The following is a 24739-nucleotide window of genomic DNA, read 5'->3' as shown; positions in this document are numbered from 1 at the left end:
TACCATTTTACTTCATGGGTTGTGCTTTCTAGAATGCCGGTTCTGATTTGTTAAGGAACCCATCATGATCACGACTCACAATCTCGGTTTTCCACGCATAGGCGCACAGCGTGAGCTCAAGTTTACGCTGGAGGCTTACTGGAAAGGCCAGTCTTCGTTAGACACCCTCAAGCAGATAGGCAAAGACCTGCGGCAACAGCACTGGCAATTGCAATCGGTGCTGGATTTTGCACCTGTGGGCGACTTTGCGTTTTATGACCAGGTGCTGGACATGAGTTTTACGCTGGGCAATTTGCCTGCGCGGGTCCAGGATTTTCATGGTGACCCACTGGATAACTATTTTCGTGTGGCGCGTGGACGCTCGGCTGAGTCTGCGGAAGCGCATGCGCAATGTTGTGGTGGTGTGGCGGCAGGCGAGATGACCAAATGGTTTGATACCAATTATCACTATATCGTGCCCGAGTTTACGGCCAACACCCATTTCAAGCTGGATGCGTCGCGCCTGCTTGCGCAATTGGCCGAAGCCCAGGCTCAGGGCGTGCAAGCCAAACCGGTGATCATTGGACCAGTGACTTACCTGGCCATAGGCAAGGCCAAAGATGACTCTGACCGGCTGGCGCTGTTGCCGCAATTGCTCAATGTGTATGCCGAATTGCTGGAAACGCTGGCGCAGCAGGGCGTGGCGTGGGTGCAGGTGGACGAACCTGTGCTGGTGACCGAGCTGACATCGGAATGGCAGCATGCGTTTAACCTGGCCTATCACCAACTCAAGAGTAGCCGCGTCAAGCTGCTGCTGGCGACCTATTTTGGCCCGCTGGCGGATAACCAATACCTGGCGGCCAACCTGCCGGTCGCTGGCTTGCATATAGACGCCATCAATGCCCGCCATGAAATTGTGCCGTTGCTAGCAATATTGCCTGCACACAAGGTGCTGTCGCTGGGCGTGATCAATGGCCGCAATATCTGGAAAACCGACTTGAATGCGACGCTGGACTGGCTGGCGCCGATTGCCGAGCGTCTGGGGGACCGTTTGTGGCTGGCGCCTTCTTGTTCGCTGTTGCATGTGCCGGTGGACCTCGACAGCGAGCTTAAACTGGATAGCGAAATCAAGTCATGGCTGGCATTTGCCAAGCAAAAGCTCGAAGAGCTGCAGGTGCTGGCCACGGCCTTAAATCATGGCCGCGAGGCGGTGAAAGTGGCTTTGGCCGTCAATCAGGTGGCGATAGAGGCGCGTCGGCTATCCAAGCGTGTGCACAATCCGGCTGTGAAGGCCGTGCTGCAAACATTGACGCCGCAACTGGGGCAGCGCCAGAACGTTTATACGCAGCGCGCTGCCAAACAGGCCGCCTTGTTCAACCTGCCCAAATTCCCCACCACGACCATAGGCTCGTTCCCGCAGACGGCAGAAATCCGCCAGGCGCGTCGCCAGTTCAAGGCAGGTGAGTTGGATCAGGCAGATTATCAGGCCGTCATGAAAGCCGAAATTGCGCGTAGTGTGCGTGAGCAGGAAGCGCTGGGGCTGGATGTGCTGGTGCATGGCGAGGCCGAGCGCAACGACATGGTGGAGTATTTTGGCGAGCAACTGGAGGGCTATGCGTTCAGCCAGTTTGGCTGGGTGCAGTCCTACGGCTCCCGTTGCGTCAAGCCGCCTATCCTGTTCGGTGATATCAGCCGCCCGCAAGCCATGACAGTGCAATGGATTGAATACGCGCAATCACTGACCAGCAAGCCGATGAAAGGCATGCTGACCGGCCCGGTGACCATGTTGAACTGGTCGTTTGTGCGCGATGATCAGCCACGTGAAGTGTCTTGCTACCAGTTAGCACTCGCCATACGCCAGGAAGTGCTAGACCTGGAAAAAGCCGGTATCCGCATCATCCAGATTGACGAGGCGGCCTTGCGTGAGGGCTTGCCCCTGCGTAAATCAGACTGGAAAAAGTATCTGCAATGGGCGGTGGCGTCGTTCCGTATCACAGCGAATGGAGTGGCCGATGAAACGCAGATCCATACCCATATGTGTTACTCGGAATTCAATGACATTATTGCCGAGATTGCCGACATGGATGCCGACGTCATCACCATAGAAACCTCGCGCTCGGACATGGAGTTGCTGGATGCGTTTGACGACTTTAACTACCCGAATGAAATCGGGCCCGGCGTTTACGATATTCACTCGCCGAATATTCCAGAGCCTGAGCGGATGGTCGCCTTGATGCAAAAAGCGGCGGCGCGGATCCCGGCCGAACGTTTGTGGGTGAACCCGGATTGTGGCTTGAAAACCCGCCAATGGGCAGAAGTGATCCCGGCCTTGCGCAATATGGTGTCGGCGGCCCAGCAGTTGCGTGCACAGGCTGCACTTTAAGCCAGCGTACTAAAATCACTTACACATTCACGTACAGGGCTCGCATAGAGGGCCCTTTTTTATCACGCAAGGAGGCGGTAAACAATTATTTTTTTATTGATAATGATTTTCATTTGTGTTTTTTCTTGCCTGCCGCTAAGATATGGTTTTTATTGATTGTCTTTTGCGCAGTGCATCTTCATCCTGAACATTCCAAACTCGTGGTTGCCTTGGTCTATCACTACGACGAATTGGTGAGCTATGTCAGACGCCGTTTTGGCGACCAGCATTTCGCCAGGGATGTGGTGCATGATGTCTGCCTGGAGATCATGGAGCGGCCGCCGCAACTGGCGGTGCAAACGCCGGTGGCGTTTTTGCGCAAGCTGTCGCGTCATCGCGCGATTGACCGCTACCGGCAGTACCAGACGCAACAATCCCACCTCAATCACTTGCAGCAGACAGCAGAGCACGCGCACCAGATCGATGGCGAACGCGTCATGCATTTTGTACAACGTCTTGAGGCTTTGAAGCGCATCATAGAAGCGCTGCCAGCCCGGCAACGGCAAGTGTTTTTGCTGCATCGTCTGCACGACATGCCGCAGCAGGAGATTGCCGATGCGCTGGGTATTTCACGCAATATGGTGACGCAGCATTTTAACAAGGCCATGGGCAGCATCCAGCGGCAATGGGCGGGGCTATGAAAGCACCGGACCACACATTGCGTGCGCCCAACCAGCCTGCTGACCATCAAGATCCGCTGGCGCCATACGCTGACGCCTTGCGCGCACACTTTCCCTCCAGGGAGGCCTTGCTGCAGGAAGCCATGCAGCAAACACGGCAACGGCGTCGAATAAAACAGGCGTTGGCAACCACCGCTTGCGGCCTGTTGGCGGCCGTGGTCTGCTATGACCCGGTATTGTCCAGCCAGCACCTGCAGACGGCAATTGGACAGTCTGCCCACTTCCAGTTACCGGATGGCTCTGCTGTCAGTCTCAATACCAACACCGTTCTGTTGGCCGAGCAACATCTGCGTTCGCGGCAATTAACGCTGGTACAAGGCGAAGCACTGTTTAAGGTGAAACACGCCTGGCAACCGTTTACCGTGGATGCCAACCAGGTGAAGATTCGCGATATCGGTACCGTGTTTAACGTCCGCAATACCGCGGAGGGGGCCATGGTCACGGTGCTGGAGGGCAGTGTAGACGTGATCACTGCGCAGGCACAGCGTCGGCTGACTAAAAATCTCTCGGTGACCACCCGCGGCGCAGCCATTTCTGAAAACCGGTGCACCAGTGCCGAGGCGGCTACCGCCTGGCAGCACGGGCGATTGATTTTTGATGGGCTGCCACTGCGTGACGTGGTGGCCGAATTGCAGCGCTATCACACTGGCCAGATCACGCTGGCGGATGCCCGTGTGGGGCAATACCGCCTGTCCGGCGAATACGATATCAATGGCATCGCATCCTTGCTGGCCGTGTTGCCCGAGATTCTGCCCGTGCGTGTCGAAAAACAGGCAGAGGCTGACGTGGTGATCCGGCATCGTTAATCCGTGCGGTTAAGCCGGATTCGCCGGTTCGATCACGCTGAGTCAGGATCATCCGTAAAAAAAATCTCTAAAGGACATCAACATTGGCGAAGGCTGGCACGACATACCCATGTCATTCATTATTTATTCAATGGGAAGAAGATGTCATTTACTCGCAACTCTGCCTTGTTCGCCGCTTTGCTGTCCAGCCTGTCTGTGCATGCCGTCGAGCTTGATATGCCCGCACAACCGCTAGACAAGGCGTTGAAGGCCCTGGCCCACCAGACCGGGGAAAGCATTATTTTTTCAACGGAACTCACCGAGCACAAACAGGCGCCTGCGCTCAAGGGTGACTTGAGTGTGCGGCAGGCGCTGGAAAAGCTGCTGGCAGGCAGCGGGCTGGTGTTAAAAGCCACCGCCGCTGGCTATACGCTAACCAAAGCCGCTCCCCCGCCACATACACATAGTGAGCCACAAGACCTGCCAGAGGTCAGCGTGTCTGGGCAAACGGTGCAAGAACCCGCCAATGGGCCAGTCAAAGGCTATGTTGCCAAGCGTAGCGTGACGGCGACCAAAACCGATACCGCCCTGATCGAAACGCCGCAATCGTTGTCGGTGGTGACACGTGACCAGATGAACGCACAGGGCGTGCAGTCGGTAGGCGATGCCTTGCGCTATACCGCGGGTGTGCAGTCTGAAGCAAACGGGCCAGACCCGCGCGCTGACAATATCGGCATCCGTGGCTTTAGCCTGGGCCGGGACCAGTTCCGCGATGGCTTGCGTAATTACGCATTTAATAATCAGGGCGGTACGGTGGTTGAGGCTTATGGCCTTGAGCGCATTGATTTATTGCGCGGCCCTTCCTCAATTGTGTATGGCCAGGGCGCGCCGGGTGGGCTGGTTAACCTGGTCAGCAAACGGCCTACGGATAAACCGCTGCATGAGCTGGGGTTGACCTTGGGACAGTATGACCGGCAACAGGTGCGTGGCGATGTCAGCCAATGGCTAGATGATGAGGGCGTGTGGTCTTACCGCCTGGTGGGTTTGGTGCAAAAAAGCGATACGCAGATCGACCGTGTCACTGACGACCGCGTCTATCTGGCGCCTTCATTGACCTGGCGACCTTCGGACGCGACCCAGCTGACCTTGCTGACCGACTACCAGAAAAATGACCGTGGCCAGGGCTACCAGGCATTGCCGCGGGTCGGCACGCTGGTGAGCAGCCCCTTTGGCAAAATTTCCACCAGCCGATATGTGGGGGAGCCTGGCCTGGATAAATACGTGCAGGAACGATATTCGGTGGGCTACCAGTTTGAACATGCGTTTAATGAGCACTTGACCCTGCGCCAAAACCTGCGCTACCAGCAACTGCGCACCGATGCCATTTCAACCTATTTGGTGAGCTTGCGCGCAGACCAGCGCAGTATTAACCGGGCCGCGATGGGCACCGATGAAAATGTCGACAATGTGGTGGTGGATACGCATCTGCAAGGGCACTGGGCACATGGCATGTTTGAGCATACGGTGCTGGCGGGGATAGACAGCCAGCGCCTGGATAACCATGTGCTGCGTACATCAGGGGCGGCGAGTCCGCTGGATCTGTATACGCCGGTGTATGGAGCGACGCCGGTGAACCTGGTGTTGTCAGCCAATTTGAAGCAACAGCAACGCCAAACCGGGATTTACTTGCAGGACCAAGTAAAAATTGACCGCCAGTGGGTGGCAACACTGGGGGTTCGTCAGGACCACACCCGCATGCAAACAGACAATGTGCTGAGTCCTGCCGCCTCGTCGTCGCAACGCGATCAGGCCGAAACCTGGCGCAGCGGCCTGGTTTACCTGGCGGAGAATGGCCTGGCGCCGTATGCCAGTTACACGGAGTCGTTTTTACCGGTGATCGGCACCATGTTTGATGGCAAGGCCTTTGCCCCTGAAACCGGCAAGCAATATGAGCTTGGCATCCGATATCAACCCAAAGACAGCCAGACACTGCTAAGTGCCGCCGTCTTTGATTTGCGCCGCCAGAACGTGACCACGACTGACCTGCAGCATCCTTTGTTTAATCTGCAAAATGGGGAAGTGCGTACCCGCGGGCTGGAGTTGGAGGCCAAGACCCAGTGGGACGCCTGGTCGCTGATTGGCAGTTATACTTATATGCTGCCTGAAATCACGCGCAGTAATAATAGCTTGCAGGGGGTGCCGTTCCAGGGCAAAGACCCTAACCATGTGCCGCACCATACCGCCGCATTATGGGCCGACTACCGCTTGCCTGGCGGCTGGGTGCCGGGCATGGTGGTTGGTGGCGGGGTGCGCTATGTGGGCAGCCGTTTCGGTAATGATGCCAACACCTTCAAGCTGCCGTCTTATACGCTGGTAGACTTGGCGGTTCGTTATGATTTGTCCCAGCTGGGCACAAGCTGGAAAGGCTGGCAATTTGCACTCAATGCCAGTAATTTGTTTGATAAGGAGTATGTGGCCAATTGTGCATACAGTGGCGACGGTTGCAAATGGGGTTACCGCCGTAATGTGATGGCCAATTTAAATTTTCAATGGTAACTAGACACGCACTTGTGGTTTGGCATCGCTGGGTAGGCCTGGCGATGGCCGCCTTTTTGGTCATTGCCGGCTTTACCGGCGCCATCATCGCTTTTCAGGATGAGCTCGATGCATGGCTCAATCCACACCTGTATCAAGCGTTATCGCAACCAGGCCAGCCTATGCTGGACGTGTACCAGCTGCAAGCGCAGGCGCAACAGCAGGCGCCCGCCAATACCCGGGTCGATGAATTGCAATTCAAATTGCCACAAAGCGCGCTGGAAGATCACCACGCAGAAGCCGTGATCTTCCGCCTCACGCCTGTGGATCCGCAGGCCAGCATCCCGGCAGATCAACTGTTTATCAACCCGCAATCAGGTAAGGTGCTGGGGTCACGCTTATCCACGGCGGGTCCTTTCCAGCGCGAGACGCTATTACCGTTTTTGTATAAATTGCATTATTCGCTGGCCTTGCCCGGCGTCAGCGGCCGCCTCATCATGGGCATCGTTGCCGTACTGTGGACGCTGGATACTTTTGTGGCGTTTTTCCTCACCTTGCCGCGGCGGCAGCCACAATCCAAAAGCAGTTACTGGCAACGCTGGAAACCGGCCTGGCTGGTCAAATGGCAAGCTTCAGGCACCCGTATTAACTTTGACCTGCACCGTGCGGTTGGGCTCTGGCTATGCAGCGTATTGCTGATCTTTGCCTGGTCCAGTGTCATGTTCAACTTGCGCGAGCAAGTCTATGTGCCGGTCATGACCAAGCTGATGCCATTTGATCTGTCCTGGCGCAGCATCCCCAAATTGCCACAACCGCTGACCAGCCTGCCCATGTCCTGGCTGCAAGCCCACAGCATGGCGCAGCAAGCCATGCAAGGCTTTGCAAAAAATCATCACCTGCAGATTGATTACGAAGACCGTTTGCGTCTGGACCGCGAGCGCGGCGTGTACCAGTATTTTGTGCATAGCTCGGCCGATTTGCGGCAAGATCGTGGCAATACCGCCATTGCGATAGATGCCTATACCGGTGAAATCAAAGGCCACTGGCTGCCCACCGAGGATCAGGCAGGCAATACTTTCAGCAATTGGATAGGGGCATTGCACATGGCGCAAGTGTTCGGCTTGCCTTACCGTATATTTGTCTGTGTGACCGGGCTCTCGCTGGTGATGATTACCGTCACGGGCGTGCTGATCTGGAGTCGAAAGCGCGCAGGTAAATCGCGTGTCACCTTACGCGCGTCACACCCTGCCAATACACTGCAACGGCATTGATTCAGCGCCGTAGTTTCTGGCGTAACCCTACTGCGGCTCAAACATGCCGCCCGCGCGGATAGATGATATAATGAGAATTATTATCATTTATTACATCTTATCCATTTGTTATGCTGGCAAACGAATATACGCTGCAACAAACAGTAGGCGCCTTGTATATCGATCATCACCAATGGTTGCGCGCATGGTTGCGCGGCAAGCTCGGTTGTAGTGAGCAAGCTGCCGATCTGGCGCAAGATACGTTCTTGCGCATGATGCATGGCAAGCGCAATGTGCATGCGCTCGAACAACCCCGCGCCTACCTCACGCAGATTGCCAAGCATTTGCTGATTGATCACTGGCGCAGGCAAGCGGTGGAGCGTGCCTGGCAGGAGACGCTGGCTGTGGCGCCCGAGACTTTCGTTGCCTCACCCGAAGAGCGTGCCCTGATTCTTGAGGCGCTGGTCCGCATTGACCAGTTGCTGGACTGTCTAAAGCCCAAAGTACGCGAAGCTTTCCTGTTATCACAGCTGGATGGCCTCGGCTATTGCGACATTGCTGAGCGGCTGGGGGTAGGCGAGCGCATGGTGAAAAAGTATATGGCACAAGCCATGCTGGCTTGCCTGATGATGGATGAGGGGCCATAACCATGCATTACAACCAGGCGGATGAGCAGCGTATTTTAAATCAGGCGGCAGAGTGGTTTGCGCGTTTGCAGGATCAGTCCCTGCATGCACAAGAGCTTGCACAGTGGCAAGCCTGGTTGGCGGCCGATCCTGCGCATGCACGGGTTTGGCAGCGCGTTGAAGCCATCAGTCAACCCTTCAAACAGCTGGCGACCACTGTGCCTGCCGCCACGGCACGAGCGACCTTAAAGCAGGTGCAGTCGGTTGAGCGTCGCCGCACCTTGCGCCGTTTGGGTTTGGGTGTCACGGTGCTTGCCAGTGGCTTGCTTATGCGCCAGGCCTTGCCGTGGCGTGGCTGGCTCAATGCCTATGCAATTGCGCATGCCGGTTATCGCACGCAAATCGGCGAGCGCAAAACCTGGCGGCTGCCAGAAGGCACTTTGCTGGCATTGAATACGGCCACTGCTGTCGATGTGCACTATGACCCGCATGTGCGTCGCATCGTTTTGCATCAAGGCGAAATTCTTGTCACCACCGCGCGTGATCTGCAGCGCCCGTCCAGGCCATTGGTGGTCGATACCCTGCATGCCCGGTTGACCGCACTCGGCACGCGCTTTACGGTACGTGGTGATTTGCAGGGCGGGCATGTGGCCGTATTTGAAGGCGCCGTACGCATTCGCCCGCATGATGCTGCCAGTGTGGATATCCTGGCAGGGCAGCAGGCGAGGTTCACCGCAACCGGAGTAATCGCCGATGGGCGGGCAGACCTGGCCCGTGAAGCTTGGTCGCGCGGGCAAATGGTGGCGGACAATTTACCGCTCGCCCAGTTTGTTGCCGAGTTAAATCGCTATACCCGTGTGCCTATCCGCGTGCAGCCGGCGGTGGCAAATTTGCGGCTGGTTGGCGTCTATCCGCTCAATTACCCGGCTCAGGATATTCCCTTGATCCTGGCCGCCATCGAAACGGTCCTGCCCGTGCGCACGCGTGAGGACGCGGCTGGTGGCTTGGCGCTGGTCGCACGATAAACCATTTTCTAATCAGAGTTCCCTTTTTTGATGCTCATCCGGCATACCAGTTGAACCCATTCAATATTCAACTTTGGAGCCTGATATCATGTCATCCCCAGTTTTATTCCGTCCACAGATGCGCAAGCTGCTTGTGCGAGCAGCACTGCTATTTCCCGCCATGGGCTTGCATCCGCTTGCGCCAGCCGCTTGGGCACAGACCACAGAGGCCACTTATGTTTTTGATGTTGCCGCAGGGCCGCTTTCAACCGCATTGACGCAAGTCGCAGCACAAACGGGCATGAGTTTGAGTGCAAATGCCGCGCTGTTGGCTGACAAGAAAGCAGCCGCGCTTAAAGGCCGCTACACTGCGCAAGCCGCATTGCATCAATTACTGGAAAATACCGGCCTGGCATTACAACAGACGGATGAAACGCATTTCAGTGTGATTCCTGTCATCACCGAAAAAGACGCGCCACAAACCTTAAGCGAGGTACAGGTGCAGGCCAGTAAAGAGGGTAACGGTCTGTTAAGCCGTTATGAAGCGAGTACTGCCAGTCAGGGGGCGCTGGGCGACAAGTCCTTACTCGATACCCCGTTTTCAGTCAGTGTGGTCAAGGCTGAGGACATTTTAGATCGCCAAGCTAGCAATGTTGCCGAGGCCTTCAAGCTGGATGCAGCCGTCACCGCGTCCAGTAATGGCGTGGCCCGGGAGAGTACCATGATTACGGTGAGAGGCTTGGCACTGGATTTATTGAATGGCTACAAGATCGATGGCCTGAATATTTCACCATGGAACACCGATTTACCGATTGAGCATTTTGAGCAGGTTGAGCTGCTGAAAGGCTTGTCCGGTTTTATGTACGGCTTTGCGCAACCGGGCGGCATCCTCAATTACAGACTCAAACGCGCCGGGGATACGCCAGTCACCCGCGTGACGGCGGGCTTAATGACGGATAGCCAGTACAACCTGAATCTGGATGTTGGTCGCCGCTTTGCAGAGGGGCGTGCGGGCATGCGTATTAACTACATCCATGAGGCAGGGGATACCTATCTTGATGCCCCGATCAAGCGCGACTCTGCCTCTGTGGCGCTGGATTTCAAACCCTCTGATCAACTCACGGTTGAGCTGGATAGTCTCTACCAGAAGCGCAAGGTCAATGGATCCATGTTTGCCCTGGTGGTGGATCAAAATGCCGCCAGCCCTAAACCGATTGACGGCGCACGCCGCTTGACGCAGGACTTCACCTATCATGAAACCGAGATGATGACGGCAGGCACGGCGTTGCGCTGGCAGTTTAATGACCAGTGGTATTTAAGCACTGCGGCGCGGGTTTCCAAGCTCAGGCGTACCAATTACGATAGTTATATGACCATCAATGACGATGCGGGAAACTTTAGCGATGCGCAAGTGCAGTGGTATAGCCAACATCACAATCAGTCAGCTAATCTGATGCTGCATGGCCAGTTTGAAACCGGCCAGATCAAGCATGCTCTGGTCACTGGCGCAGACTTGCAGACGGTGCATCGCAGTGGCGCACCGGACAGTTTTGCCTTATTGGGGACGGGTAATCTTTACACTGGCCGCAGTGATGAGACTGATCCTGACGCAAGTATCAACCGGAATCTCAGTACCATTTTCAAAACCCGTAATGTCGGTGTGTTTATGAGTGATACCCTGCAGTGGACGCCGGAATGGAGCACGATTATTGGTCTGAGACATAGCAACTATGAAAAAAATCAGCCCAATGGCCCCACCTACAAAAAAAGCAAAATGACGCCGACTTACGCCTTGCTCTGGAAGCCACAAGCGTCCATCACGGCTTACGCCAGCTATGTTGAAGCGCTCGAAGAAGGCAATACGGCACCCATAGGCACCAATAACGAAAACCAGTCGTTTGGCCCGCTTGAAAGCAAGCAGTATGAAATTGGCCTCAAGCAACAGGGTAGTTTCTGGTCGGCCGAGGCCGCGCTGTTCCGCATGCAGCGTGGTTTGGCGTATACCAATGCAGACAATGTCTATGTGCAACAAAGCAAAGGGTTGGTGTTGAGCGGGCTAGACCTGGCTGGCCGTGTCGAGTTGGGCAGCCAGTGGGCATTGCGCAGCAGCCTGGTGTGGATGCAAAGCGAGAATAAAAGTGATGATGCCAGCGTGAATGGCAAGGATGCCGCCAATGCCCCCAGCTGGAGTGCAGCGCTGTATGCGGACTACCAGGTGATGGATTTGCCTGGCCTGACACTGTCGGCAGGCGCGCGTTACGTCGGTCGGCGTTATCTTGAGGCCTCCAATACCCATGCACTGGACAGATATACCTTGTTCGACCTCGGTGCGCGCTATCACACCAAGCTGAACGCGCATCAACTCACCTTGCGTGCCGGGGTGCAGAACCTGACCAACGAAAAATACTGGCAAGCACATGGCGACTGGAATTTCCTGACGCAAGGCGAGCCGCGTATCTTTAAAGCCAGTGCACAACTCGATTTTTAAGCGAGATAACTTTGCGGGTGGCTGCGATGGCGGCTGCCATCTCGCCAGCGTCAGTAGGCGGGTCTGACGCTGGCTTGTCGCCTCCGGTCGCCTGGCGGTGAGGCAAAAAAGCATTTTTTGAGGCTGGGCAAACATCAGGTCACAGCACAAAATGCTTGCTCTGGGCCTTGCAAAAAAATATATTCAGGCAAAACAATCACTTAGTGTCTCATAACAATATATTGTGTTTTTGTGTGTTGAAAATGCGTATATATTGATTTATAGTCACGTCCATACGGTATACGGGCACTGATCGGTGCCTGTCTTTAAAAGGGAATCTGGTGCGCGATGGCGATGGCCATTGTCAAGCCAGAGCTGCCCCCGCAACTGTAATCAGCGAGTTGTTTGCTGCTTTGCTCGCCACTGAAGCGATTCGGGAAGGCCAAGGCAAACAATCATGACCTGAGAGCCAGGAGACCTGCCGTGATTTTTTCTTGTTAACGTTTGAGGCGGGGTGTCCTCGGCAGATGCAGTGAGTCCTGTACTGATTGCAAGTCTGGTCTTTAAACGGGTGCAGGTTTTTTCTTTGATTGCTCGACAACGGGCAGGCTATTGCCAGAAAAAATGCGCCCCGCAGCCAGTGCCGTGTCCCTTCCGCCGCCAGCACTGGGAGCCACCATGACACAATACGAATCCATGCAAGCCACGAAACGTGATGGCCGCAAGGAACCGATTAACCTCGACAAGATTCATCGCGTCATTGATTGGGCCGCACAAGGCCTCAATAATGTGTCGGTGTCACAAGTTGAATTGCGCTCCCATATCCAGTTTTATGATGGTATCCGCACCGACGATATCCATGAAACCATCATCAAATCTGCTGCCGACCTGATTTCGGAAGAAACGCCGGATTACCAGTACCTGGCCGCGCGCCTGAATATTTTTCACCTGCGCAAAATTGCTTATGGCCAGTTTGAGCCACCGCATTTGTTTGACCATGTGACCAACCTGACCGCGCTGGGCAAATACGATCCGCACCTGCTCAAGGATTACAGCCGCGAAGAGTTTGATACGCTAAATGGCTATCTGGACCACTGGCGCGACATGAATTTCTCTTATGCTGCGGTCAAGCAGCTTGAGGGCAAATACCTGGTACAAAACCGCGTCACCAAAAAGATCTACGAGAGTCCGCAGTTTCTTTACATTCTGGTGGCGATGAGCCTGTTTGCTAACTACAAAGGCCAGGCGCGTCTCGATTACATCAAGCGTTTTTATGATGCGGTGTCTACCTTCAAGATCTCACTGCCGACACCAATTATGTCTGGCGTGCGGACGCCGACACGCCAATTCAGCTCTTGCGTGCTGATTGAGTGTGACGACAGCCTGGACAGCATCAACGCCACTTCCAGCGCGATTGTGAAATACGTGTCGCAGCGCGCCGGTATCGGCGTCAACGCCGGCCGTATCCGTGCGCTGGGCAGTGAAATTCGTGGCGGTGAAGCACAGCACACCGGCTGCCTGCCGTTCTATAAGCTGTTCCAGTCTGCGGTCAAATCCTGCTCACAGGGTGGGGTACGCGGTGGGGCGGCGACGTTGTTCTACCCCTTGTGGCACCTCGAAGTTGAGTCATTGCTGGTGCTTAAAAACAACCGTGGCGTCGAAGAAAACCGCGTGCGCCACCTCGACTATGGCGTGCAGATCAACCGCCTCATGTATCAGCGCCTGATCAAAGGTGAACAGATCACCTTGTTCTCGCCGCATGATGTGCCCGGCCTGTATGACGCCTTCTTTGCCGACCAGGATACCTTTGAGCGCCTGTACACCCAATACGAAGCCGATGACAGCATCCGCAAGCGCAGCTTGCCTGCCGTAGACTTGTTCTCGCTCATGATGCAAGAGCGCGCCGGTACCGGCCGTATCTACATCCAGAACGTAGACCATTGCAACACGCATAGCCCGTTTGATCCGGCTGTTGCGCCGGTGCGCCAGTCCAACCTGTGTATGGAAATCGCACTGCCGACCAAGCCACTCAATGACATCAACGACACCGAAGGCGAAATTGCGCTGTGTACCCTGTCAGCATTTAACCTGGGCGCGCTGGAATCGCTGGACGAGCTCGAAGGCCTGGCCGAGCTCGTGGTTCGTGCATTAGATGCCTTGCTCGAATACCAGGATTACCCAGTCAAAGCCGCGCTCAACGCCACCAATAAGCGCCGTTCACTGGGCGTGGGTGTGATCAACTATGCCTATTACCTGGCCAAAAACGGCACCAGCTATACCGACGAGGCTGCACTGGGCTTGACCCACCGTACCTTTGAGGCCATTCAGTACTATCTGCTAAAAGCGTCCGTACAACTGTCTCGCGAGTTTGGCGCGTGTGGTGCGTTTAACGAGACCACCTATGCCAAAGGCATTTTACCGATTGATACCTACAAAAAAGACCTCGACGCCGTGTGCAGCGAGCCATTGCATCTGGATTGGGAAAGCCTGCGCAAGGAAATCCAGAAAGATGGCTTGCGCAACTCCACGCTGACGGCGCTGATGCCTTCCGAGACTTCCAGCCAGATTGCCAATGCCACCAATGGTATTGAGCCACCGCGTGGCCTGGTCTCAGTCAAGCAATCCAAAGACGGCATCTTGCGCCAGGTGGTGCCTGAGATTGATCGCCTGCGTAACCAGTACCAGTTGTTGTGGCGCATCCCCAGCAATGACGGCTACCTCAAGCTGGTGGGCGTGATGCAGAAGTTTGTCGATCAATCGATTTCAGCCAACACCAACTACGACCCAACCCGTTTTGAAGGCGGCCGTGTGCCGATGAAGCAACTGCTGAAAGACCTGCTGCAAGCCTACAAACTCGGTGTTAAAACGCTGTACTACCACAACACCCGCGATGGTGCGAGCGAGGGCGGTACGGAAGCCGAGGATGATGGGTGTGCCAGCGGCGCCTGCAAAATTTAAATAAGCATTGACTCAGTGGCTGCGCGGGCAAATTGCTGCGTTGTGCGGTGCGCGAAATCTTCATGTACTCTTGTGTACATTCCGGTTTCTGTGCTCCGTACGCCTTGCACTTTATCCCGCTCGCTCACTGATTCAACGCTTATTGCAGTGGGGTAATAAGTACAATTTAAAAACAGTTTGAGCATTAAACTTAAACATTAGGAACACAGATGGCCTACAGCATCTTCACTAAAACCGATAACGATCAACTCAAAGAACCTATGTTCTTTGGGCAGCCCGTCAATGTGGCGCGCTACGACCAGCAGAAATATCCGGTATTCGAGAAGCTGATCGAGAAGCAACTCTCCTTCTTCTGGCGCCCGGAAGAGGTTGACGTGTCGCAAGACCGTTCCGATTACCAGAGTCTGCCCGAGCACGAAAAGCATATTTTTATCAGCAACCTCAAGTATCAGACCTTGCTGGATTCGATTCAGGGCCGTAGCCCCAACGTGGCCTTGCTGCCACTGGTGTCCCTGCCTGAGCTGGAAACCTGGATTGAAACCTGGGCGTTTTCCGAGACCATCCACTCGCGCTCGTACACCCACATTATCCGCAATATCGTCAATGATCCGTCGGTGATGTTTGATGACATCGTGCGCAATGAAAACATCACGGCACGCGCTTCGGATATTGCGCATTATTACGATGAGCTGATTCAGCAAACCATGCTGTACTCGCAGCTGGGCGAGGGCAATCATGTCATCAATGGCGAGACCAAGGTGGTCAACAAGCGTGCGCTCAAAAAGCTGCTTTACCGTTGCCTGATGAACGTGAATATCCTCGAAGCCATCCGCTTTTACGTCAGCTTTGCCTGCTCGTTTGCCTTTGCCGAGCGCAAGGTGATGGAAGGCAACGCCAAGATCATCCGCCTGATTGCGCGTGATGAGGCCTTGCACCTCACCGGTACACAGCACATGCTCAACATCATGCGTTCTGGCCAGGATGACGCCGAGTTCGCCGAGATTGCCGCAGAACTGCATACCGAGTGCTTCGAGATGTTTAAATCCGCCGCCGAGCAGGAAAAACTGTGGGCCGAGTACCTGTTTAAAGATGGCTCCATGATAGGCCTCAATAAAGACATTCTTTGCCAGTACGTGGAATACATCACCAACACTCGCATGGCTTCAGTCGGCTTGCCTCCGGCATTTCCCAATGCCAAAAACAACCCGATTCCATGGATCAACACCTGGCTGTCTTCCGACACCGTACAAGTGGCCCCTCAAGAGGTAGAATTAAGTTCTTACTTAATCGGGCAGATTGATTCAGAAGTCTCGGCTGACGATCTCAACGACTTTGAGTTGTAATTTAAATGGCTGCGCGGGCAAATTACGGCGTTGTGCGGTGCGCGAAACCCTCATGTGCTCTCGTGAACATTGCGGTTTCTGTGCTCCATAAGCCGTGCACTTTATCCCGCGCGCTCATTAATTGATTGTTTCGCTATTGATTTTAACAAGTCATTTTTAAAATGATCAGCATACGCAGCCAGCATACCCGCTTCAGCCTGATCCCGCATGAAACCTTGCTGGAAGGCCTGGAGCGCACCGGGCATGAGGTCGAGTACCAATGCCGTGGCGGCTATTGTGGCGCCTGCCGCGTGCGCCTGCTTGATGGTGAGGTCGAATACCTGGAACAGCCGCTCGCATTTATTGCCAGTGACGAAATCCTGCCCTGTTGCTGTGTCCCCAAATCGGATATCCGCCTCGATTGTGAGCTGCGGCCAGAGCTGCAAGTGTTCCAGGCACAAGAAGAGCTGTTCCCAGCCCAAGGCTCACTGTTTGATGATGACTTGCCCACGCTGGATAGCCGCGTCAAAAAGCTGGCCAGAAGACGCATCCCCAGGCCGGTTTCTACTGCCAGCAACTTGTCCTTGTTTTAAGTTTCAGGGCTTACCGTTTTAAATGGCATCAATAATAAAAAAGGCGCGAATCTTTATCGCGCCTTTTTTATGGTTTGCCTGAAATAGCTTCTGATGGGAAATCAGCTCATGCACTAGCCCGCGGCACGCGGTGCCGGTCGCACCCATTGCATTTTGAGGTTGGGCGCACGTGTATCTAGGTCCGCGACCAGCTTGCAACTCAAAATCTCGCAGCGCCAATACATCTGGCGAATTTTCTCATCCGCTTCGGCACGGGATTTGCCGTACACCTGCAGATTCTCTACCAACACCCCATTGGCGCTACGTATGGAGTACAAATATTTTCCAGATCTTTTAGCCATAATCGAATTTACCCACCCCGGGAACAATGCGTTGTAAAACATCGTAATTCTTTTAGTTATAAACACCATATCAGAGTTTTTTACTGATGTATACACCGCTAAGCGGTAGATAAGTGATTCAATTCAATACTTTAAGGGGCTATTTGCATAAAACACCTAAAATTTAGTGGCTAAGTTGAACTTTATCGCTCGAAGATTGCGCGCCTATCCCAATAGATAATGCTATATATTCACAATGGCTAACAAATTGGTATCGCCTGTTTTCGACGGCTTCTTTTTATACCATTTAAGGGTATAGTTGATGCTCGCTATTGTTGAGACCAGTGTCATTATCAAGTATGCAGAAATGTTATGTAGGGAAGAAGGGCGCGTTGAGTTTGCCAATTGGCTTGCTGATCGTGTATGCAAAAGCCAAGTTTGACAATCTCCCCAGTGACTTCTTGAGTCTTTTAAAACAGGAGTTCATCAATGACTAAAGTTGATCAAGAGATGGCGCAATTCAAGGCAGACTTGCTGGCATCCGTCAAAGAGCTTAAAGCTGGCAAGGTCGCGCGTAGCACGCAGGTAGATGTTTCATTTGTGGTTTCAGCACGCAACCAGCTAGGGTTGTCGCAAAGCGAGTTTGCCCAATTATTGGGGGTATCCGTGCGCACTTTGCAAGCCTGGGAGCAGGGGCGGATTAAACCTTCAGGTGCAGCGCAAACCTTGATGCGCATTGCGCATAAACATCCAGAAGTGCTGTTGGAGGTGCGTTGAATTCGCCTCAACTATTTGCGCAAACTCAAGTTGCTCACTATAAAGAAGTTCAGTGAGTATCTGTTCACGTATTGTATGCTTAGCCACATGACGCTCCATAACAGCTCATAAAAAGCTGTGCTTGAGTCCGAAAGTCTTTACTCCAATCTCCCTTCTGTTTAAACTAAACTAACTAAACTTAGTTTAATTTGGACATCATGCAAATTATCAATATTCACGAGGCAAAAACACAACTCTCTAAACTGGTGGATCAGGCTGTCAATGGGGAGTCTTTCATTATTGCCAAAGCGGGTAAGCCGCTGGTAAAAGTCACCCGGCTAGAGGCGACTGAGCCGCCCGCAATCAAGCGTATTGGCTTTATGCAAGGTCAAATTCAGGTGCCTGCAGACTTTGACGAGATGGGCAAAGCCGAAATTTCAACCCTGTTTGGCCTCGAGTAAGATGAAGCTGTTACTCGATACCCATATTTTGCTTTGGGCAGCGGCGGGGGCAGACCAGCTGCCAAGCAAAGCAAAAGCCCTCATTGAAGATACAGGCAATCAACTCTTCTTCAGCAGCGCCAGTCTGTGGGAAATTGCCATCAAAAACACCCTGGGCCGGGTGGACTTTAAAGTGGACTTGGCCGTATTGCGGCGTAGCTTGCTGGAGAACGGTTTTGAGGAGATCGCGATCAATAGCAGCCATGCCATGAGCGTCGCCACCTTGCCAGAGCGGCATAAAGACCCTTTTGATCGCATGTTGCTTGCGCAGACGCAGGTCGAAGGGGTGACGTTAATGACGGCAGATCGCCAGCTCGGCGGCTACCCGGTCGCTTTAATCATGGTGTAGCGGCCTATTGTTAGGCTGCACTCAGCAGCGTGATACCCATCTGCTGAGTGCAAGGCTGATGCTGCTATGGCCTGCATTAAAAAATCCTTTTAAAAAATAGCTCATCATTTACAATCATTAAAAAAGCGCGCCAGACTGTTTGATCCCGCGTGATTAAACGCATACAACAAAACTAGGCGTGCAACGATTTCCTCATCTTGATTCGACCATGACTGGAATGGTTTTGGCTTTGGTGTAAAGGGGTAGGTAGCGCATGCGTGAAACATCTTTAGAGAACCTGATTACGCGGTCTGAAAGGCTGGCCGAGCAAAATTACAGTACCTATTTTGTCCGCGTCATTCTCGTGAGCCTGCTAGGCTTTTTGATTCTGGGATTTGCCCTCTTGATGGCCTTGATCCCGTTGGCCTTACTCATAGGCTTGGTCGCGCTGACCTTTGTTGCTGGTGGTGCAGTGCTACTCATCTTGCTCAAGCTGGGCAAATTGCTGATTTTGATGATCTTGCCCGCCTTCTTGATGCTCAAAGCCTCCTTCAAGGTGTTGTTTAGCCGCTTTGACAAGCCGGTGGGCACCGAGCTCACCCCCGCCCAAGCCCCCGCGCTGTGGCAAAAAATCAAGTCACTCGAAACCGCGCTCGCAGGCCCCAAAATCAGCCATGTGTTGCTCACTCACGATATCAATGCGGCGATTATTCAATATCCGCGCTTTGGCCTGTTTGGCTGGGAAACCAATTACCTGATGCTGGGCCTGCCGCTGTTGCAAGGTCTCACCGAAGGCGAGGCAATGGCGGTAATCGCGCATGAGTATGGCCACCTGTCTGGCGACCATAGCCGCTGGTCCGGCTTTATTTACCGCTTACGTTCCACCTGGGCGCGCCTGCACGACATGGCCAGTGGCTGGCGTGACTGGGGCTCGCGCTATGTAGCCAAAATGTTTGGCTGGTACGCGCCTTATTTCAACGCCTACAGCTTTGTGTTGGCGCGCAAAAATGAGTATCAGGCCGACCATGTCTCGGTCAAAATCGCCGGGGTAGAAAACACCGCCAGCGCCTTGTTACGCGTGCACGTGCTCTACCAGCTCGAAAAAGAATGCCTGCATGCGCAAATCCAGCAACGCGTTGCCACTGAGCCCATGCCCATGCAAGATAAAAGCGCCGTTTGGCAATCTATCGTCAACCAAACGCTAGAACCAGACACCTTGCATCGTTACATAGACCTCGCCTACACCTACGAGACCAACCATCTCGACACGCATCCCGCCATCAAAGATCGCCTGAAAGCGATTGGTGTGGAGCTTGAGACCCTGAAAACCCTGCCACGCGCAGACCATAGCACTTCTGCTGCCAATGCCTGGCTAGGGACCGAGCTGCCACACTTCACCCACAAGCTCGATCAAGAATGGCAGTCCAGCATCGAGCAAAACTGGAGCGCACGCCATCAGGATATCCAGGCACAAACCGCCACCTTGAATGAACTGCTCGCCAAAGAAACACTGACTGCAGACGAGCAATGGCAAGTCATCGCCATTAAAGAAGACCTGACGCCAGACGAACCGCAACGCTCGGCCATTGAAGCCTTTGTGCAGCAGCACCCTGAGCATTTGCAAGGCCGCTATAGAGTAGGGGTTTACAAACTCCTCGAAGATGATGAAACCGGCATTGACGATTTAGAGTACGTGATGGCGCAAGACGAATCTGCCATCCTCGCCGCCTGCGAGCAAGCCTACCATTACTACGCCGCCAAAAACCCGGCCCGTGCCGATGAGTACCTGCAACGCTACCAAGCCCGCGCCAACAAGTTGCAAGCCATCCACCAGGAGCTCTCCACCTTAACCCCCGCCGCCACGCTGGCAAAACACGACCTCGACGACGCCACCGTGCAACAGATCAGGGCCGTCATCGCCAGCGACGCCAAAGATATTAAAAGGGTCTATTTACTCAAGCGCGTATTAGATGCTGACAACACCAAGGGCGACTATCTGCTCGCCTTTGAAATGCCTACTTTTTCACTCACCGACCCCTCGAAAAAAGTCATCGAGCGCCTGGTCAGCAAAGAGTTTCCCATCCATTTGTTTATTGTTTCGCTCAAGTCTGGCGCGTTTAAGCCATTTAAGAAAAGAATTAAAAAGCTGGGTGTGGAGCCGGTTTATGAAAAGCGGTAGTTTTGTTGAGTATTGATAGCCAGCGCTACCCAAACTTCCGATTTATTGATCAAAAGCGTCATTGATTAGTTTAAGTAATCTGTTGGTCAAGAATGTTGATAGTTGTTTTTCACATTAATTTTTAAATTCTTAAATTTACAATATTTTAATTATTGTTGAGTTCGTCTCTGTGGACGTTTGTGTGGTGTACATGCTAAATTTTTTAAAAATATTATTAATTAACGTGGGAGGCTAATATGAATAAAAGAAAATATCTTTTGCCTTTGGCTGTATTGGCGAACGCATTAACCGCAACTCAATCGCACGCGAACTCCATCGATAGCGTTTCAATTGATAATCAGGAAAAGTCTAAGTTACTTGAAATTGAGACCGCAGAAATCAATAAGTTCGACTTTAGTGATAAGAGCGCATTGAAATTTATTCTTAAACCTAATAGTGACGGTATTTTTTACGCTGATCACTACTCTCATTCGTCGCATAGCTCACATTCCTCGCATCGTTCACACTCATCTGGTTATTAAGTGAGTAAGACTACAACAACTCTCACATTTGATGAGCGTGTTTATTCTGTTGAAACAATACAGAAAGCGGCATATCGATTTATCAATAAACTTTCGGTTGATTTTGAGTTAAAGGATAAATCGATACTTTGCCGTATTACCTTTGATGGGGATCACACAGAACTACACCTCAAAAAAGTAGAGGCGGATTTTAAGAAGGAAGTTCTTGATCAGCACTTACGTCAATTGATTTCTAAAGAAACCGAGACGGTTAGAAATTTAATACTGAGTGCGACTTTCTTGAATACGGATTTGCAACAAATTGAGTAAATTTAAAGGGATTGAAAGCTATTCCGCAAAAGACTCGTCTTATGAGTTGCTACCCTTTAAATTTGATAGATTTAATGATGAGCGTTACATCATAACTAATCTTGTTGGCGAGTATCTGCTCATCGAACATGATGATTTAGAAGATTTGGTTCATCGGAAACTAGATGTTACTAGTAGCCTATATTCTCAATTAAGATCCAAGCATTTCATAAGATTGCCGAAAGAAAAGTCACCAATTGAATTATTGGCATTGAAACTGAGAACGAAGTTATCTAGGCTTTCTCAATTTACTAATTTACATATCTTTGTCGTCACACTTCGCTGCGATCATAGTTGCCCATATTGCCAAGTTTCTAGGCAATCAGAAGATAAATCTTCATTTGATATGACTAAGGAAATGGCTGACAGATCTCTTGATTTTGTATTCAAGTCCCCATCTCCAGCTATAAAGATTGAGTTTCAAGGCGGTGAACCATTACTGAATTTTGAACTTATCAAATATATTGTTGAATCTGCTGAGGTTAGAAATCAGATTGCAAATAGAGATCTTGCTTTTGTAATTGCCACAACTCTTTCGTTAATAACTGATGAAATGCTAGACTTTTGCAAGTTGCATAAGATTCAGCTTTCAACTTCACTAGATGGTCCTGAGGTTCTGCATAACTCAAATAGACCAAGACCAAACAAAGATAGCTACCAAAGATTCCTTTCCGGATTAGAGCAAGCAAGAAACAGGCTTGGCTATGATCAAGTCTCAGCTTTGATGACAACAACAGAGTCGAGTCTAGATAAAGTTAAAGACATTATCGACGAATATTTAAAGCTAGGATTTAAGGGTATTTTTTTAAGGCCACTGTCACCTTACGGTTTTGCGATAAAAACAAAAAAATTTATGGCATACAACACCGAGCGATGGTTACAGTTTTATAAAGCTGGCCTTGATTACATCATTGAGCTGAATCGAAATGGAGTTGAGTTCTCAGAGTATTACTCTAGTTTAATTTTGAAGAAAATTCTTACTGCCCAAGAGTCTGGGTATGTTGATTTAATGAACCCTGCTGGTATTGGAATTGCAGCAATTGTTTTTAATTATGACGGCAAAGTTTACGCTTCTGATGAAAGCAGAATGCTTGCTGAAATGGGGGATAAGACTTTTGAGTTAGGTAATATTTTGTCTGATTCCTACGAAGATATCATTCTCTCAGATAAGTTACTTGATGCAATTGAAGAGTCTTTTACGCTAAGTGCTCCAATGTGTTCTGAATGTGCATTTGAGCCATACTGTGGCTCCGAGCCAGTTTATCACCATGCAATACATAAGGATTTTTTGGGGCGGAAGCCTGAGTCAGAGTTTTGTAAAAAGAACATGAGTATTTTTAAACACTTAATTACCCTCATGGAAAATGATTCTGATACAAAAAAATTATTCCTCGGATGGGCTAACCGATGATCAAACTTGGGGGTAAAGTAATCCAAGTTCATGAACTTACTTCTGAAAAAGCAAAGTTATTTTCGTTAAGCTCTAATCCAAACCTACCTCAGGTTTTAAGAAGCGATAAAGCATTCATTACTAGGGCCAAGAATGCACCGAAGGGATTTTCTCATTACATTACGTTTGAGTCTCTAGCCGAAGATATTGAGTTCTCTCAGGGGGAGAATTTTACTGTTTTGCCAGATGAGTTTAGTTACTTGAACGATGAAGATATTGTTCGTATCACACCAAATAAAGAACACATACGGGTTCTATACCGTAAAAGGGCAACAAATAATACGATTATGATTACAGAGCAATGTAATCATTATTGTTTAATGTGTTCACAACCTCCTAAAAATCACGATGATTCCTATTTATTAAGTGAAGCTTTCAATCTCATCAAGTTAATACCCAAGAACACCAAGGAAATCGGTTTTTCTGGAGGGGAGCCCACGTTATTTGGAGAGAGGTTTTTAGAGTTATTAGAGTTTACTAAAAGCCATTTACCTCAAACTGGTATTCATATTCTTTCCAATGGTCGATCTTTTAAAAACATAGATTTTGCTAAAAGATATGCCGACATCAATCATTTTGACATGATGGTAGGTATCCCAATTTATTCAGCAAATCCCTCAACACACAACTATATAGTTCAAAGTTCAGGTGCGTTTGATGAGACCCTGGCAGGTGTTTTAAATCTTAAGAAGCTCAATCAAAAAGTCGAAATTAGAGTTGTTATTCATAAACAATCTATTGATGGCTTATTGGATCTCTGTGAATTCATTGGCCGGAATTTATTGTTTGTTGATCATGTAGCTTTGATGGGGCTTGAAATGATGGGGTTTACTCGTGCAAACTTGGATAGTCTATGGATTGACCCGTTTGCGTATAAAAATATCTTGAGTGATGCGGTGAATGTCTTGGCTAGTTATGGATTAACAACCTCTGTTTATAACCACCAGCTTTGTACTATAAACGAGGATGTTTTGCCTTATTATCGTAAATCAATTTCTGACTGGAAGAATGAATTTGCACCTGAGTGTGAAGGATGTAAAAGAGCACACGAGTGTGGAGGGTTTTTCTCATCTAGCTTGCTTCATCGATATAGTGATCACATCAAACCTTTATGAGGCGCTTTCGTAGCAAGTCTCATGAATCTACCTTTTCTAAAGCTAAAAGCTTTTTAGAGGTTATTAAATATCTCGTTGAGATACTTGCAATACTTATTGCTGGGGCTTGGGCTTATTCTAAATATGTAAAAATAGAAAAGCCTTTAGAAATCAGAACTGCTTCAACGGGTTTTCTTAATTGGAGCAAGTTACCAACAAAAGAGATCTGCTTAGCAAGCTTAGGAGTAACGATAAGGAACATTGGTACCCTTCCATTTGAGGTGAATAAAGTTGTCATCGAGTCTTGGTCGCTTGATGATGCATCACTCAAAAATGCGCATAATTATTTCTCACCTTTTGGCGATAAGAATAAAAAGTTACTCGTTAGGAAAGAGTTTAAAGGGGCGGACTCTACGAGTTTGATTGGAACGTATGGGGTAAACGAAGAAAATGCTACTGACTTTAGTTTCACTTTTAAATATCAACCAAAGAGTGCTGTGTATTTTCTTGCAACAGTTACTGGGCCATACGTGAATATAAAAGAAGGGCGCTGGGGCTTTGTGTGTGATGTCGGGGCAAACTAGGCGGCTTAGCAAATTCATGAGTAATCTGGTCTTTTGCC

At 51.1% G+C, this 24739-nt stretch carries 21 protein-coding genes and 1 riboswitch; of the genes, 20 read left to right on the top strand and 1 reads right to left on the bottom strand.

Annotation, left to right across the window (positions count from 1 at the left end; translation table 11 throughout):
* Positions 1-64 precede the first annotated feature (64 nt).
* The 11 genes from metE to yfaE all read left to right on the top strand — a co-directional run bounded on the left by metE (position 65) and on the right by yfaE (position 16621).
* Positions 65-2362, top strand: a complete 2298-nt coding sequence (gene metE, locus INP77_RS03010; RefSeq protein WP_194747207.1) for a 5-methyltetrahydropteroyltriglutamate--homocysteine S-methyltransferase — start codon at positions 65-67, stop codon at positions 2360-2362.
* 170 nt (positions 2363-2532) lie between these two features.
* Positions 2533-3042, top strand: a complete 510-nt coding sequence (locus tag INP77_RS14835; protein ID WP_368667890.1) for an RNA polymerase sigma factor — start codon at positions 2533-2535, stop codon at positions 3040-3042.
* Positions 3039-3887, top strand: coding sequence for a FecR family protein (locus tag INP77_RS03000; protein ID WP_194747205.1), 849 nt, complete (start codon positions 3039-3041; stop codon positions 3885-3887). Before INP77_RS14835 ends, INP77_RS03000 begins: the two co-directional genes overlap by 4 nt.
* Before the next feature lie 141 nt (positions 3888-4028).
* The gene (locus INP77_RS02995; RefSeq protein WP_194747204.1) at positions 4029-6422 is read left to right on the top strand and encodes a TonB-dependent siderophore receptor; all 2394 of its coding nucleotides are present in this window, start codon (positions 4029-4031) and stop codon (positions 6420-6422) included.
* On the top strand, positions 6416-7672 hold the full coding sequence (locus INP77_RS02990; RefSeq protein WP_194747203.1) for a PepSY domain-containing protein: 1257 nt from the start codon (positions 6416-6418) through the stop codon (positions 7670-7672). Before INP77_RS02995 ends, INP77_RS02990 begins: the two co-directional genes overlap by 7 nt.
* Before the next feature lie 110 nt (positions 7673-7782).
* Positions 7783-8298 (top strand): sigma-70 family RNA polymerase sigma factor, encoded by a 516-nt coding sequence (locus tag INP77_RS02985; protein WP_194747202.1) that lies wholly within the window; start codon positions 7783-7785, stop codon positions 8296-8298.
* A 2-nt stretch (positions 8299-8300) separates the two neighbouring features.
* Positions 8301-9302 (top strand): FecR domain-containing protein, encoded by a 1002-nt coding sequence (locus INP77_RS02980; RefSeq protein WP_194747201.1) that lies wholly within the window; start codon positions 8301-8303, stop codon positions 9300-9302.
* 88 nt (positions 9303-9390) lie between these two features.
* A complete protein-coding gene (locus INP77_RS02975) occupies positions 9391-11769 on the top strand; it encodes a TonB-dependent siderophore receptor (RefSeq protein WP_194747200.1) in 2379 nt (792 codons plus the stop codon).
* A 258-nt stretch (positions 11770-12027) separates the two neighbouring features.
* Positions 12028-12249, top strand: a riboswitch (cobalamin riboswitch).
* Positions 12250-12426: 177 nt separating this feature from the next.
* Positions 12427-14706, top strand: a complete 2280-nt coding sequence (nrdA, locus tag INP77_RS02970; protein WP_194747199.1) for a class 1a ribonucleoside-diphosphate reductase subunit alpha — start codon at positions 12427-12429, stop codon at positions 14704-14706.
* Between the two features lie 209 nt (positions 14707-14915).
* Positions 14916-16049: a class Ia ribonucleoside-diphosphate reductase subunit beta gene (gene nrdB / locus INP77_RS02965; RefSeq protein WP_194747198.1), complete on the top strand. Its 1134-nt coding sequence runs from the start codon at positions 14916-14918 to the stop codon at positions 16047-16049.
* A 161-nt stretch (positions 16050-16210) separates the two neighbouring features.
* Entirely contained in the window at positions 16211-16621 is a 411-nt protein-coding gene (gene yfaE, locus INP77_RS15005) for a class I ribonucleotide reductase maintenance protein YfaE (protein WP_194747197.1), read from the top strand.
* Positions 16622-16734: 113 nt separating this feature from the next.
* On the opposite strand, the gene INP77_RS02955 is transcribed toward yfaE, so the two are convergent.
* Complete coding sequence (locus INP77_RS02955) at positions 16735-16962, bottom strand: hypothetical protein (RefSeq protein WP_228518658.1); 228 nt, start codon at positions 16960-16962, stop codon at positions 16735-16737.
* 468 nt (positions 16963-17430) lie between these two features.
* Here INP77_RS02955 and INP77_RS02950 point away from each other — a divergent pair, with 468 nt between their 5' ends.
* The 9 genes from INP77_RS02950 (at position 17431) to INP77_RS02910 (ending at position 24701) form a co-directional block, all read left to right on the top strand.
* Entirely contained in the window at positions 17431-17718 is a 288-nt protein-coding gene (locus INP77_RS02950) for a DNA-binding transcriptional regulator (protein ID WP_194747196.1), read from the top strand.
* A gap of 197 nt (positions 17719-17915) precedes the next feature.
* On the top strand, positions 17916-18158 hold the full coding sequence (locus tag INP77_RS02945; protein ID WP_194747195.1) for a type II toxin-antitoxin system Phd/YefM family antitoxin: 243 nt from the start codon (positions 17916-17918) through the stop codon (positions 18156-18158).
* Between the two features lies 1 nt (position 18159).
* Positions 18160-18546, top strand: a complete 387-nt coding sequence (locus INP77_RS02940) for a type II toxin-antitoxin system VapC family toxin (protein WP_194747194.1) — start codon at positions 18160-18162, stop codon at positions 18544-18546.
* Between the two features lie 253 nt (positions 18547-18799).
* Positions 18800-20704 (top strand): M48 family metallopeptidase, encoded by a 1905-nt coding sequence (locus INP77_RS02935; RefSeq protein WP_194747193.1) that lies wholly within the window; start codon positions 18800-18802, stop codon positions 20702-20704.
* A gap of 236 nt (positions 20705-20940) precedes the next feature.
* Positions 20941-21225, top strand: a complete 285-nt coding sequence (hxsA2, locus tag INP77_RS02930; RefSeq protein WP_194747192.1) for a His-Xaa-Ser repeat protein HxsA2 — start codon at positions 20941-20943, stop codon at positions 21223-21225.
* Positions 21226-21534: a His-Xaa-Ser system protein HxsD gene (hxsD, locus tag INP77_RS02925; protein WP_194747191.1), complete on the top strand. Its 309-nt coding sequence runs from the start codon at positions 21226-21228 to the stop codon at positions 21532-21534.
* Entirely contained in the window at positions 21527-22984 is a 1458-nt protein-coding gene (gene hxsB, locus INP77_RS02920; protein WP_194747190.1) for a His-Xaa-Ser system radical SAM maturase HxsB, read from the top strand. The genes hxsD and hxsB overlap by 8 nt, the downstream gene beginning before the upstream one ends.
* On the top strand, positions 22981-24138 hold the full coding sequence (hxsC, locus tag INP77_RS02915; protein WP_194747189.1) for a His-Xaa-Ser system radical SAM maturase HxsC: 1158 nt from the start codon (positions 22981-22983) through the stop codon (positions 24136-24138). The genes hxsB and hxsC overlap by 4 nt, the downstream gene beginning before the upstream one ends.
* Positions 24135-24701: a hypothetical protein gene (locus tag INP77_RS02910; RefSeq protein WP_194747188.1), complete on the top strand. Its 567-nt coding sequence runs from the start codon at positions 24135-24137 to the stop codon at positions 24699-24701. The genes hxsC and INP77_RS02910 overlap by 4 nt, the downstream gene beginning before the upstream one ends.
* Positions 24702-24739: the final 38 nt, after the last annotated feature.

The organism is Methylophilus sp. 13 (assembly GCF_015354335.1).
GTDB lineage: Bacteria > Pseudomonadota > Gammaproteobacteria > Burkholderiales > Methylophilaceae > Methylophilus > Methylophilus glucosoxydans.
This window is presented reverse-complemented; position numbering and strand designations above follow the sequence as displayed.